8 protein-coding genes and 1 riboswitch are annotated in these 13,533 nt (G+C 75.5%); of the genes, 3 read left to right on the top strand and 5 right to left on the bottom strand.

Annotated elements, in window-relative coordinates; all coding sequences use genetic code 11:
* Nucleotides 1-172 precede the first annotated feature (172 nt).
* Nucleotides 173-2,722, top strand: coding sequence for a GmrSD restriction endonuclease domain-containing protein (locus ABT093_RS14065; RefSeq protein ID WP_350563946.1), 2,550 nt, complete (start codon nt 173-175; stop codon nt 2,720-2,722).
* Between the two features lie 73 nt (nt 2,723-2,795).
* Here ABT093_RS14065 and ABT093_RS14070 read toward each other — a convergent pair whose 3' ends face one another.
* From ABT093_RS14070 to ABT093_RS14080, 3 genes are read right to left on the bottom strand one after another with little or no spacing between them, the layout of a single operon-like run.
* A complete protein-coding gene (locus ABT093_RS14070) occupies nt 2,796-4,310 on the bottom strand; it encodes a precorrin-2 C(20)-methyltransferase (RefSeq protein WP_350563947.1) in 1,515 nt (504 codons plus the stop codon).
* Complete coding sequence (locus ABT093_RS14075; protein ID WP_350563949.1) at nt 4,307-4,933, bottom strand: precorrin-8X methylmutase; 627 nt, start codon at nt 4,931-4,933, stop codon at nt 4,307-4,309. Before ABT093_RS14075 ends, ABT093_RS14070 begins: the two co-directional genes overlap by 4 nt.
* Nucleotides 4,930-6,153, bottom strand: a complete 1,224-nt coding sequence (locus tag ABT093_RS14080) for a ferredoxin-like domain-containing protein (RefSeq protein WP_350563950.1) — start codon at nt 6,151-6,153, stop codon at nt 4,930-4,932. Before ABT093_RS14080 ends, ABT093_RS14075 begins: the two co-directional genes overlap by 4 nt.
* 165 nt (nt 6,154-6,318) lie before the next feature.
* Nucleotides 6,319-6,404: riboswitch (cobalamin riboswitch) on the top strand.
* 107 nt (nt 6,405-6,511) lie between these two features.
* Here ABT093_RS14080 and cobN point away from each other — a divergent pair.
* Nucleotides 6,512-10,126, top strand: a complete 3,615-nt coding sequence (gene cobN, locus ABT093_RS14085) for a cobaltochelatase subunit CobN (protein ID WP_350563952.1) — start codon at nt 6,512-6,514, stop codon at nt 10,124-10,126.
* Nucleotides 10,127-10,214: 88 nt separating this feature from the next.
* Nucleotides 10,215-11,813, top strand: coding sequence for an apolipoprotein N-acyltransferase (gene lnt, locus ABT093_RS14090; protein WP_350563954.1), 1,599 nt, complete (start codon nt 10,215-10,217; stop codon nt 11,811-11,813).
* Here lnt and ABT093_RS14095 read toward each other — a convergent pair.
* Entirely contained in the window at nt 11,789-12,559 is a 771-nt protein-coding gene (locus ABT093_RS14095) for a VOC family protein (protein ID WP_350563955.1), read from the bottom strand. The two genes, lnt and ABT093_RS14095, sit on opposite strands and share 25 nt — an antisense overlap.
* A 15-nt stretch (nt 12,560-12,574) precedes the next feature.
* Nucleotides 12,575-13,483, bottom strand: a complete 909-nt coding sequence (locus ABT093_RS14100; protein WP_350563956.1) for an NADP-dependent oxidoreductase — start codon at nt 13,481-13,483, stop codon at nt 12,575-12,577.
* Nucleotides 13,484-13,533: the final 50 nt, after the last annotated feature.

Raw genomic sequence — 13,533 nt, forward strand, 5'->3', positions numbered from 1 at the left:
CCAGAGCCCGGCGGCGCGCCCCGGCCGGTCCGGGGAGCGGCACGCCCCGGCAGCCCGCCGTCTCCCGCCGTCTCCCGCCGTCTGCTCGATTCACCCGTGTCGGGATGCGTCGATAACCTGTTGATCACCACAACGACACATCACGCGCCACCGCGACCGGGGAGAGACGCACGTGCACGCCCAGGAGATCACGTTCCTCAAGCTCGTCCAAGGGCAGATCCAGTTCCAGGTCCCGCTCTACCAGCGGACCTACAGCTGGACCCGCGCCGAGCTCCAACAGCTCTGGGACGACGTGGCGGATCTCGCGGAGCAGCAGCTCGCCGGTGTCACCCCGCCCTCCCACTTCCTCGGTTCGGTCGTTCTCGCGCCCAACGGCAACCAGGCCGGCGGACTCCAGCGGTGGCTGGTCGTCGACGGCCAGCAGCGGCTCACCACGATCATGCTGGCCCTGGCGGCGCTCCGTGACCACGTACGGCTGGAGGGCGGTGACGCGGCGGAGCGGACCGCCGACCGCATCCACCGGCAGTTCCTGGTGAACGAGTTCCACGACGGCGACGCCTACTACCGGCTCCTGCCCACGCAAGCCGACCGGGCGGCCTTCGTCGCCTGCCTGTCCGGAACCCCGCAGGCGGGCGGGGCCGACAACATCGGCTCCGCCTACCGCTTCTTCCTGGAGATGCTCGAAACCGGCCAGAAGCAGCACGGGGCACCGTGGGCCGGGGTGGTGGAAACCGCGCTGCGCGATCTGCTGTCGATCGTCGAGATCGCCGCCGAACGGGGCGACAACGTCTACCGGATCTTCGAGTCCATCAACAACACCGGCGTCCGGCTCACCCAGAGCGACCTCCTGCGCAACTACGTGTTCATGCTGCTGCCGCACCGCGGGGAGCGCGTGTACGAGCAGCTCTGGCTGCCGATGCAACAGGCGCTCGGCCCGAAGAACCTCGAACTGCTCGTCTGGCTCGACCTCGTCCTGCGTGGCGACGACAAGGCCAAGCAGACCGAGATCTACCGCTCCCAGCAGCAGCGCCTGGACCTGCTCGCCGGCGACGAGGCGGCGGTCGAGGACGCCGTCGCCGAGCTGTCCCGCACGGCCGGACTGTTCGGCCGGATCCTCGACCCGGGGCTCGAACCCCATCCCGGTCTGCGGGAGCAGCTGCGCCGGCTCGGCAACTGGGGCGGACGCACCCACTATCCCGTGGCGCTGCACCTGTTGAAGCTGGTGAGCGCGGGCACCGCCACCGAGGACGAAGCGGCCGAGGCCTTGGGCTTCGTCGAGAGCTACATGGTGCGACGCCTGTTCTGCGAGTCCAGGAGCAACAACTACAACCGGGTCTTCAACTCGCTTCCTCGCGACATGGACCGGAGCCTCCCCGTCGCCCAGGCGGTGCGGTCCTACCTCTCCGGACGCCGCCGGGGCTGGCCCACGGATTCGGAGCTCACGGCCGCCATCCGCACCAAGCCGTTCTACTGGGCCGGCCAGTCCCACCAGCGCATGTTCGTCCTCAAGCGGCTGGAGGAGAGCTACCGGGCGGCCGAACCGGTGGACTTCGACCGGTCCCGGCTGACCATCGAGCACATCCTCCCCCAGCGCCCGGCCGAATCCTGGTTCGACCTGTTGGCGGATGACGCCGAACACGACGAGACGCCCGAGGAACTCCACGAGATCCTGCTCCACACCCTCGGCAACCTCACGCTCTCGGCCGAGAACGGCCGGCTGTCGAACCACCCGTTCCAGCGCAAGCAGCAGATCCTGCAGGGCAGCGCCCTTCGCATGAACCAGGAGATCGCCGCGACCTCCCGCTGGGGGCGGCCCGAGATCCAGAACCGCGCCCATCGCCTGGCCGCCCGCGCGATCTCGCTGTGGCCGGGTCCGGAGAACTCCCGGTCCAGGGACGACGACGAGTGGCCGGGCTGGAGCGAACTGCGCTCCGCCCTGATCGCGATGCCGTCCGGCACCTGGACGACCTACGGGGATCTCGCCCAGCTGATCGGCGGCCACCCCAAGAACGTCGGGCAGTACCTGGGTGCCACCAGCGGCGTCAAGGGCGCCCACCGCGTGCTCACCGCCAACGGCCAGGTGTCACCGACGCTGCGCTGGCCGGCCGGCGGGCCCCGCGACAACCCGGTGGAGCTGCTGATGGCCGAGGGCGTCCCCTTCGACTCCGCCGGCCGCGCCAAGCGCTCGTTCCGGCTGACCGCCGAGGATCTCGCCACCCTGTTGAACAAGGCGCCCGAGACGGCCGACGCCGTCGCCCGGGACGCCGGCACGGACCGTTCCGCGCGCTTCGCCACCCAGCTCCGGACCAACCAGCCCGAGACGGCCGAGGAGGTCCTGAATCTGCTCCAGGCCTGGTCACAGCTGGGCCCGGACTGCCGCCTCGAATACGGGAAGGCCGTCGAGACCAGCTGCTTCCTGATGGTCGACAAGGGGGCGCAGAGCCGGCTCAACGGCATCTGGCCGTTCGCCCTCTACCCCGTCCTGGGCACGGTCGAGGTCGTCTTCCAGCATCTGCGACCGCGGCCTCCGTTCGACGACGTCGCACTGCGCCGGGAGTTCATGCTGCGGCTCAACAAGATCGACGGGATCGAACTGGCCGAGGCCAAGCTCGACCTCCGGCCGTCGTTCCCGCTGGAGGTCCTCGCCCTTCGCTCCGGCCCCGTCCTGGCCGCCCTGGAGTGGTTCGTCGACGTCGTGCGGCAGCATCTCGCCGAAGGATGACGGTCGCCGCGCGGGACCGCGCACCCGTGCCGCGGGCCCGGACTCCTGGGAGTCCGGGCCCGCGGCCCCGGACTCAGGCCTCCGGGTAGCGGCGGGGGGTCCAGGTGACGTCCGGGTGCGGGGGGCGGGGGACGTGCCGGGTCTGGGAGGAGCCGATGAGGAGGATGGTGCGCATGTCGACCTCGGCCGGGTCGAGGTCGGCGAGGCGGACGGTGCGCACGCGCTCGGTGGGGCCGCCGACGTCGCGGGCCATCACCACCGGGGTCTCCGGGGCCCGGTACTCCAGGAGGAGGTCACGGGCGCGGCCGACCTGGGTGGTGCGGGACTGCGAGCCGGGGTTGTAGAGGGCGAGCACCAGGTCGGCCGCGGCCGCGGCGCGCAGCCGGGCGGCGACGACGTCCCAGGGCTTGAGGCGGTCGGAGAGCGAGACCACCGCGTAGTCGTGGCCGAGCGGGGCACCGGCCCGGGAGGCGGCCGCGTGGGCGGCGGTCATGCCGGGGACGATCCGCACCGGAACCTCCCGGTAGGCCTCCTCGCAGGCGACCTCCAGCACGGCGGTGGCCATCGCGAAAACGCCCGGATCGCCGGAGGAGACCACCACGACCCGGTGGCCGCGGCGGGCCAGGTCGAGGGCGAACTCGGCGCGCTCGGACTCCACCTTGTTGTCGGAGCCGTGCCGGGTCTGGCCGGGACGCACCGGCACCCGGTCCAGGTAGGTGGTGTAGCCGACCAGGTCGGTGGCGGCGGCCAGGGCGCCGCGCGCCTCCGGGGTCAGCCAGAGCGGGCCGGCCGGGCCGGTGCCGACGACGGTGACGCTGCCCGGGCCGCTCAGGTCGGGCGCCGGGGGCTCCAGCGGGGCGACCTTGCTGGGCAGCACGGCCACCGAGAAGTAGGGCACGTCCTCGGCGTCGACCGAGGCCAGCGGCGCCGTGCGCTCGCCCGCCATGAAGGCGCGCTCGACGTACTGGGCGTCGGCCAGCCGGCCGGCCCGCTCCAGGGCGCGGCGCACGGTCGGGAAGGTGCGGCCGAGCTTCATCACCACGGCGGAGTCGGCGGCGGCCAGCCGCGCGGTCAGCTCCTCCTCCGGCAGCGTGCCGGGGATGACGGTGAGCGTCTCCTCGGCCTCGGTGAGCGGCTGGCCGAGCCGGGCGGCGGCGGCGCTGACCGAGGTCACGCCGGGCACCACCTCGGTCGGGTAGCGGTGCGCCAGGCGCTTGTGCATGTGCTGGTAGGAGCCGTAGAAGAACGGGTCCCCCTCGGCGAGCACCACGACGTCGCGGCCGGCGTCCAGGTGGGCGGCCAGCCGGGCGGCGGCCTCCTCGTAGAAGTCGTCCAGCGCGCCCCGGTAGCCACCGGGGTGGTCGGTGGTCTCGACGGTGATCGGGTAGACGAGCTTCTCCTCGATCTGACCACCCGGCAGATAACGCTCGGCGATGGACCGCGCGATGGACCGGCCGTGCCGGGCGCTGTGGTACGCCACCACGTCGGCCTTGCCGATGAGTTCGGCGGCGCGGACGGTCACCAGCGAGGGGTCCCCGGGGCCGAGGCCGACCCCGTAGAGCCGGCCGGTCTTCTGCTGGTCCGTCACTCTTCCTCGCTCGCAATCGCGTTGATGGCCGCGGCGGCGATCGCGCTGCCGCCGCGCCGGCCCCGGACCACCAGGTGCTCCAGGCCGGCCGGGTGCGCGGCCAGCGCCTCCTTGGACTCGGCCGCGCCGATGAAGCCGACCGGCACGCCGATCACCGCGGCCGGGCGCGGGGCGCCGGCCTCGATCAGCTCCAGCAGCCGGAACAGCGAGGTCGGCGCGTTGCCGACGGCGACCACGGCGCCCTCCAGGCGGGGCAGCCACAGCTCCATCGCGGCGGCGCTGCGGGTGTTGCCCATCGCCCGGGCCAGCCCGGGCACGGCCGGGTCGGTGAGGGTGCAGATCACCTCGTTGTCGGCGGGCAGCCGCTTGCGGGTGACGCCGCTGGCGACCATGTTGACGTCGCACAGGATCGGCGCACCGGCGCGCAGGGCGGCGCGCGCCGAGGCGACCACGCCGGGCGAGTACACCAGGTCCTCGACCAGGTCGACCATGCCGCAGGCGTGGATCATCCGCACCGCGACCTGGGAGACGTCCGCGGGCAGCGCGGCGAGGTCGGCCTCGGCCCGGATGGTGGCAAAGGACTGGCGGTAGATGGACGCGCCGTCCTTCTCGTACTCGATCACGTGGTGGTCCTCCGGGCCGCGGCGACCGCCGCGGCCATCTCCTCGTTCGTCACTTCCACGGCGGTCTCCCGCCCCTGCGGCGCGCCTTCCACCGCCACCCGGTACCCCTGCCCGGTCGCCAGCACGTCCACCCGGCGTCCGGCGGGGTGGCCGCAGCGGCGCTCGCAGCCCGACCAGTGCACCGGCAGTCCGCCGGCGCCCTGCGGCGCGCCGTCCAGCGCCCGGGCGGCGTCGGCCCGGACGTCGGCCAGCGACTTCGCGCAGGCCGGCAGCCCGGTGCAGGCGCTCGCGCCGTCCCAGGCCGTCCCGGCCGCGGTCCGCAGCCCGGCCGCCGCGAGCGCGGCGAGCCGTTCGGCGGGCGCGCCGGGCAGCACCGCGCCGCGCCACGGGGTGAGCCGCAGCTCGCCCTCGGCGGCGTCCACCAGGGCCCGCCACTGCCCGGCGGTGGCCAGGCCGAACCGCAGGCCGACGTGCAGCCCGCCCCCGGGCAGGGCGCCCAGCGGCGGGCGGGTGCCGGGCAGTACGGGCATCGGCAGCGGACCGGGGTCCAGCAGGCCGGGCACCTCGCGCAGGTGCCAGGCCTTCACCCCGGCGGCGCGCTGGGCGTCCAGGAACTCGCGGGCGGCCTCCAGGGCCGCGCAGACGGCCCGGTCGGCGCGGACCGGGCGCACGGTGGCGGCCCGGCCCAGGCGCAGCAGGGCGGTGCCGTCCGGGCCTGCGATCAATGTCACATCGGCGTCCAGCGCGGCGACGTCGCCGCTGCCGTCGTCCAGGGCGAACAGGAACTTGCCGGACAGGCCGGTCGCCCAGGGGGCGGCGCACAGCGCGAGGTCGAGTCCGCGCGCCCAGGCGCGCACGTCGGCGAGGCCGCCGGCGGGGCCGGGCGAGGCGACGATGTTGCGCACCCGCTCATGGGTGTCGGAGGGCAGCAGGCCGGCAGCGCGCAGCCGCCCGCCGAGCTCGCCGCCGCAGTCCGAAGCGAGGCCCCGCAGCTGGACGTTGCCGCGCGAGGTGATCTCCAGCCGGCCGTCGCCGAGTTCCCGCGCCGCGTCGGCCAGCGCCAGCGCCTGACGAACCGTCAGGACTCCGCCGGGCAGCCGCACCCGGGCCAGGGCGCCGTCGTCGGCGGTGTGCAGACGAAGGGCCCCTGGGCAGGCGTCCGGACGCGCCCGGTCGGGTACGGCGGCGCCCGGCGCGGCGGCGTCGGGTTCGGGAGGCATGGCGGCGAGCATACAGATGATCCGATGGGTTGCCGCCGTACCGTCGCTCACACCCCCGGCCCGGCCCGGCGCCCCCGAACCTGCACTCCCCCGGGTCGGCCGTACCCCGTACGATGCTCGCGGACGGTCCCCGCGGACCGTCCGCACGCCAGCGACGGCGCAGGGGAGGAAACCGGTGCGAACCCGGTGCGGTCCCGCCACTGTGACCGCGGTTCACCGGACCTCCGGAGGACCGCGGGAGCCAGGAACTCCTGCCGTCCTCCACCGGCCCGGGGCGCGGACCCCGAGGAAGGCTTGAAGCCATGCGCCGCCGCATGCCTGTGCCCGCACCCGCCGACGAGGCCGGGAGGGCCTTCGCATGATCCTGCTGCTGTCGACGTCCGACACCGACCTGCTGAGCGCCCGTGCCTCCGAGGGGCCGGTCCGCTACCGGCTCGGCAACCCGGCCCGGCTGACGCCCGAGGACCTGCCCGCCCTGCTGGAGGGCACCGACCTGGTCGTGGTCCGCCTGCTCGGCGGTCGCCGCGCCTGGCAGGAGGGCCTGGACGCACTGCTCGCCGGCCCCCGCCCGGTGGTCGTGCTGACCGGCGAACAGGCCCCCGACGCCCAGCTGATGGAGCTGTCCACCGTCCCGGCCGGCATCGCCGCCGAGGCGCACGCCTACCTGGCCCACGGCGGCGCCGCCAACCTCGCCGAGCTCGGCTCGTTCCTCTCCGACACCGTGCTGCTCACCGGCCACGGCTTCGCCCCGCCCGCCTCCGCCCCGGCCTGGGGCCCGCTGGAGCGCGAGGCCCGGACGACCGGGGGCCCGACCGTCGCGGTGCTCTACTACCGCGCCCACCACATGAGCGGCAACACCGCCTTCGTGGAGACCCTCTGCCGGGCGATCGAGGACCAGGGCGCCCGGGCCCGCGCGTACTACTGCGCCTCGCTGCGCGGCGCCGAGGCGGAGCTGCTGGCCGCGCTCGGCGAGGCCGACGCCATCGTCACCACCGTGCTCGCCGCGGGCGGCACCCGCCCGGCCGACGCGCAGGCCGGCGGCGACGAGGAGGCCTGGGACGCGGGCGCGCTGGCCGCGCTGGACCGCCCGATCCTCCAGGCGCTCTGCCTGACCTGGTCGCGCGCCCAGTGGGAGGCCAGCGACGACGGCCTGTCCCCGCTGGACACCGCCACCCAGATCGCGGTGCCCGAGTTCGACGGCCGGCTGATCACCGTCCCGTTCTCCTTCAAGGAGCTGGACGAGGACGGCCTGACCGTCTACGCCGCCGACGAGGAGCGCGCCGCCCGGGTCGCCGGCGTGGCCGTCGCGCACGCCCGGCTGCGGCACGTCCCGGCCGCCGAGCGCCGGCTCGCGCTGGTGCTCTCCGCGTACCCGACCAAGCACGCCCGGGTCGGCAACGCCGTCGGCCTGGACACCCCCGCGAGCGCGGTGCGGCTGCTGACCGCGCTGCGCGAGGAGGGCATGGACCTCGGGCAGGACCTGCCGGGTCTGGACGGCGACGGCGGGCAGGAGCACGAGGGCGACGCGCTGATCCACGCGCTGATCGCCGCCGGCGGCTACGACCAGGACTGGCTCACCGAGGACCAGCTGGCCCGCAACCCCGTGCGCATCCCGGCCGCCGACTACCGCCGCTGGTACGCCACCCTCCCCGAGGGCCTGCGCGCCCGGGTCGAGGAGCACTGGGGCCCGGCCCCCGGCGAGCTGTACGTCGACCGCTCGCAGAACCCGGACGGCGACATCGTGCTCGCCGCGATCCGCTCCGGGAACCTCCTGGTGCTCATCCAGCCGCCGCGCGGCTTCGGCGAGAACCCGGTCGCGATCTACCACGACCCGGACCTCCCGCCGTCCCACCACTACCTGGCCGCCTACCGCTGGATCGCCGCCCCGCAGTCCGACGGCGGCTTCGGCGCGCACGCCGTGGTCCACCTCGGCAAGCACGGCAACCTGGAGTGGCTGCCCGGCAAGACCGCCGCGCTGTCCGCCGAGTGCGGCCCGGACGCCGTGCTCGGCGACCTGCCGCTGGTCTACCCCTTCCTGGTCAACGACCCGGGCGAGGGCACCCAGGCCAAGCGCCGCGCCCACGCCACCCTGGTCGACCACCTGGTGCCGCCGATGGCCCGCGCCGACTCCTACGGCGACATCGCCCGCCTGGAGCAGCTGCTCGACGAGCACTCCAACATCGCCGCGATGGACCCGGCCAAGCTGCCCGCGATCCGCGCCCAGATCTGGACGCTGATCCAGGCCGCCAGGCTCGACCACGACCTCGGCCTGGAGGAGCGCCCCGAGGACGACGGCTTCGACGACTTCCTGCTGCACGTCGACGGCTGGCTCTGCGAGGTCAAGGACGCCCAGATCCGCGACGGCCTGCACGTCCTGGGCCAGGCCCCGGCCGGCACCGACCGGGTCAACATCGTGCTCGCCATCCTGCGCGCCCGGCAGATCTGGGGCGGCGTCAGCGCGCTGCCCGGTCTGCGCGAGGCGCTCGGCCTGGACGAGGCCGCGCTCACCCTCGGCGCCACCGACGCGGCCGAGGCGAAGGCCCGCGAGCTGGTCGAGGCGATGGAGGCGGCCGACTGGGCGCCGGAGGCGGTCGAGAAGGTCGCCGCCGGGCTGCCGGAGGCGGTGCGCGAGGTGCTGGACTTCGCCGCCGTCCAGGTCGTGCCCCGGCTGGCCGCGACCACCGGCGAGCTGGACGCCGTGCTGCACGCGCTGCGCGGCGGCTTCGTCCCGGCCGGCCCGTCCGGCTCGCCGCTGCGCGGGCTGGTCAACGTGCTGCCGACCGGCCGCAACTTCTACTCCGTCGACCCCAAGGCGGTGCCCAGCAAGCTCGCCTGGGAGACCGGGCAGGCGCTCGCCGCCTCGCTGGTCGAGCGCTACCGGGCCGACAACGACGGCGCCTACCCGCCGTCGGTGGGCCTGTCGCTGTGGGGCACCAGCGCGATGCGCACCGCCGGCGACGACATCGCCGAGGCCTTCGCCCTGCTCGGCGTGCGCCCGGTGTGGGACGACGCCTCGCGCCGGGTCACCGGCCTGGAGGCCGTCCCCCTGGAGGAGCTGGGCCGCCCGCGCATCGACGTCACGCTGCGTATCTCCGGCTTCTTCCGGGACGCCTTCCCGCACGTGGTCGCCCTGCTGGACGACGCGGTGCGCCTGGCCGCCGCCCAGGAGGAGCCCGCGGCGGACAACCACGTGCGCGCCCACGTCCAGGCCGACCTCGCCGTGCACGGCGACGAGCGCAAGGCCACCGTGCGCGTCTTCGGCTCCCGCCCCGGCACCTACGGCGCCGGCCTGCTCCAGCTGATCGACAGCCGCGACTGGCGCACCGACGCCGACCTCGCCGAGGTGTACACGGTCTGGGGCGGCTACGCCTACGGACGCGGGCTGGACGGGCGCCCGGCCCGCGAGGAGATGGAGACCGCCTACAAGCGGATCACCGTCGCCGCGAAGAACACCGACACCCGCGAGCACGACATCGCCGACTCGGACGACTACTTCCAGTACCACGGCGGCATGGTGGCCACCGTACGGGCGCTCACCGGCAAGGCGCCGACCGCGTACATCGGCGACTCGACCCGCCCGGAGACGGTCCGCACCCGCACCCTGACCGAGGAGGCGGCCCGGGTCTTCCGCGCCCGGGTGGTCAACCCGCGCTGGATCGAGGCGATGCGCCGGCACGGCTACAAGGGCGCGTTCGAGATGGCCGCGACCGTCGACTACCTCTTCGGGTACGACGCCACCACCGGCGTGGTCGCCGACTGGATGTACGAGAAGCTCACCCAGGAGTACGTGCTGGACCCGGTCAACCGGGAGTTCCTGGCCGGCGCCAACCCGTGGGCGCTGCACGGGATCAGCGAGCGGCTGCTGGAGGCGGCGAGCCGGGGGCTGTGGGAGCAGCCGGACCCGGAGCTGATCGAGCAGCTGCGGGCGGCGTTCCTGGAGACCGAGGGCGACCTGGAGGGCGGCGAGGGCTGACCGGCCCTCCGCCCCGCGGTCGACCCGTACTCCATTCAGGTGATCAAGGGGCTGGTGACGGGGCGGCGCCGAGCGGACAATACGGGTCATGCCGCGCCCTTCCCTGCTCACCGGCCCCGCCGGCCCCGTCCCGTCGACGGACGCCGCCGCCCGCCCCGGCCGGGCCCTCGCCCGGTACCGGCCCCGGCTGGCGGCGCTCGCCGCCGGGGCCCTGCCGGTGCTCGCCTTCCCCGCCCCCGGGGTGGCGGCGCTCGCCTGGGTCGCGCTCGTCCCCGGCCTGCTGCTGATGCAGCGGGCCCCGGGGGCGCGCGAGGCCGCGGTGCGCGGCTGGTGGTTCGGCGCCGGGTTCATCCTGACCGGGATGTCCTGGCTGCTGTCCTCGGTCGGGCCGGCCCTGCCGCTGATCGCCGTGGTGTTCGGGTCGCTGCAGGCCGGGGTGGGCCTCGCGGTGTGGCGGCTGCTGCACCCGCCGCTGACCGTCCGCCGGGCGCTGCTGGCGCCGCCGGTGGTCGCGGCGGTCTGGCTGACCACCGAGTACGCGCGCTCCTGGCCCGCGCTGGGTGGGCCGTGGGCGCTGCTCGGCGCCACCCAGTGGCAGCACCCGGCCGTCCTGGCGCTGGCCTCGGCCGGCGGGATCTGGCTGGTCAGCGCCGCCGTGGTGGCGGTCAACACCGCCGTGCTGGTGGTGCTCACCGCCGTCGACCCGCGCCCGCGGGCGGCGGCGGCGCTGGTCGCGGCGGCGGCGCTGGCGGCCGGGCCGCTGCTGTTCGCGCTGCGGCCGGCGCCCCAGGCCGCCGCCGAGGGACCGGCCGGGCCCGCGGAACTGCGGCTCGCGCTGGTCCAGCCCGGGATCGTCGACGAGCCGCAGGCCCGGTTCGAGGCCAGTGCCCGCGCCACCGCCGCGCTGGTCGGGCAGCCCCCGGTGGACCTGGTGGTCTGGGGCGAGTCCAGCACCACGGCCGACCTCGACCGCGATCCGGCGGCGCTCGACCGGCTGCGCGCGCTGTCCGCCGCGACCGGGGCCGGGCTGCTGGCGGGCGAGGACGCGCGCAAGGCGGACGGGCGGATCTCCAAGGACGCGGTGCTGGTCTCCCCGGACGGCGTGGTCGACCGCTACCGGAAGATCCGCCTGGTGCCGTTCGGCGAGTACATCCCGCTGCGGCCGGTGCTCGGCTGGGTCGCCGGGGTCAGCCGGGCGGCGGGCGAGAACCGGGCACCCGGCAGCGGCCAGGAGCCGCTGCCGGTGGTGGACCGCTCGGGGCGGGCGCTGCCGGTCGGGGCGCTGATCTGCTTCGAGTCGGCCTTCCCGGACATGGCCCGCACGGCCGCCCGGGACGGCGCCCGGGTGCTGGTCTACCAGGCCTCGACCTCGACCTTCCAGCGCAGCTGGGCGCCCGAGCAGCACGTCTCGCTGGCCGCGATCCGGGCCGCCGAGACCGGCCGGCCGGCCGTGCAGGCCTCGCTCACCGGGGTGTCGGCCGCCTTCGACGCCCAGGGGCGCGAGCTGGCCCGGCTGGGCACGGAGGACACCGGCGCGCTGGTGGTCCGGCTGCCGCTGACCGCGCCGGGCACCGCCACCTGGTACACCCGGGTGGGTGACGTGGTGCCGATGACGGCCGTGCTGGTGACGGCGGCCGCGTCGGCGCTCGCCGTCCGCCGGCGTCAGCCCCTGGTCTCCGAGCGGTAGTAGAGGCCGAACGCCGCGCCCACCGGATCGCGCAGCACCGCGATCCGCAGGCCGCCGCCCGGCAGGTCGACGGGTGCCATCAGCACGGTCGCGCCGAGGTTGCCCGCGCGGAACGCCGAGACGTCGACGTCGGCGACCGAGAAGTACGGCAGCCAGTGCGGCGGCACCTGCGGCGGGAAGTCCTCGCCCATGGTCAGCATGCCGCCGAAGTCCCCGTCGGCCAGGCCCCACTGGGTGTACCGCGGGGACGGGGAGACCTTCCAGCCGAACACCGCCGGGTAGAAGGCGCGGGCGCCGTCCGGGTCCCGGGTGAGCAGCTCCACCCAGCCGAGCGCGCCGGGCACGCCCCGCACCTCGGCGCCGCGCAGCCGGCCCGCCTGCCAGAGCCCGAACACCGCGCCGTCCGGGTCGGCCGCGATGGCGAACCGGCCGTAGTCCAGCGCGTCCGTCGGCTCCACGACCAGGCTCCCGCCCGCGGCGGCGACCGCGCGGGCGGCGGCGTCGGCCTCCTCGACCAGGAAGGAGACGCTCCAAGCGGTCGGCTGGCCCTCGCCGTAGAGCGGGGTCACCGACGCGGCCACCGCGCCGTCCAGCCGCATGAACGTGTAGCCGCCCGCCTCCGGGCGCTCGTCGGGCTCGGCCTGCCAGCCGAACAGCTCGCCGTAGAACCGCTGCGCGGCCGCCGGGTCGGCGCTGCCGTGCTCGACCCAGCACGGGCCGCCGGTGGTGACCGTCTGCTGCTTCATCGCGGGCCTCCTCCCTCAGCCGATGTCCAGGACGACCTTGCCGCGCGCGTGCCCCGACTCGACGAGGGCGATCGCCTCGGCGGCGCGGGACAGCGGGTAGCGGGCGGCGATGTGCGGGTCCAGCTCGCCGGAGGCGACCAGGTCGGCCAGCGCGGCGAGCGTCCCGGGGCTGGTGGAGCGGGTGATGTAGCGGCCGCCGAGTTCCTCGGCGGTGCCCGGGTCGGAGGTGGACACCAGCCGGGTGCGGTCGTCCAGGGTCACCGCGGCCGCCCGGGCGTCGTCCCCGCCGACCAGGTCGAGGATGCCGTCCACGCCGTCCGGCGCGGCCGCCCGGATCCGGTCGGCGACGCCGTCGCCGTAGCGGACCTGCACCGCGCCCAGGGACTCGACGTACCCGCGGTTGGCGTCGCCCGCCGTGCCGATGACGCGGATGCCGCGGCTGCGGGCGATCTGGGCGGCCGCGCTGCCGACGCCGCCGGCGACGCCGAGGATCAGCAGGGTCTGCCCGGCGCCCACGCCGACGTCGCGGACCGCGTCGTCGGCGGTCGCGGCCGCCACCGGCAGGGTGGCGGCCTGGTCGAAGCCGACCTTGGCCGGCTTCAGCGCGCTCGACGCGGCGGCCAGCAGCGTCTGCTCGGCGAACGCGCCGGCCGCCGCGATCCCGAACACCTCGTCGCCCGGGGTGAACCCGGTGACGCCGGGCCCGACCCGCTCGACCACGCCGGCCGCCTCGGAGCCCATCACGGCGGGCAGTTCGCGCACCTGGCCGATCCAGCCCCGGCGGACCTTCCAGTCGACCGGGTTCACCCCGGCCGCCCGGACGGTGACCGCGATCTGCCCCAGACCCGGCTCCAGCACCGGCCGGTCCAGGAACTCCTGCTTCTCCGGTCCGCCGTAGTCGACGAACCCGAACGCCTTGGCCATCCCCGCTCCACTCTCCGCTCGACGGCCCCCGCCCCAGCATGCGGGCGGGG

It is taken from the genome of Kitasatospora sp. NPDC002551, assembly GCF_040296005.1.
Lineage (GTDB): Bacteria > Actinomycetota > Actinomycetes > Streptomycetales > Streptomycetaceae > Kitasatospora.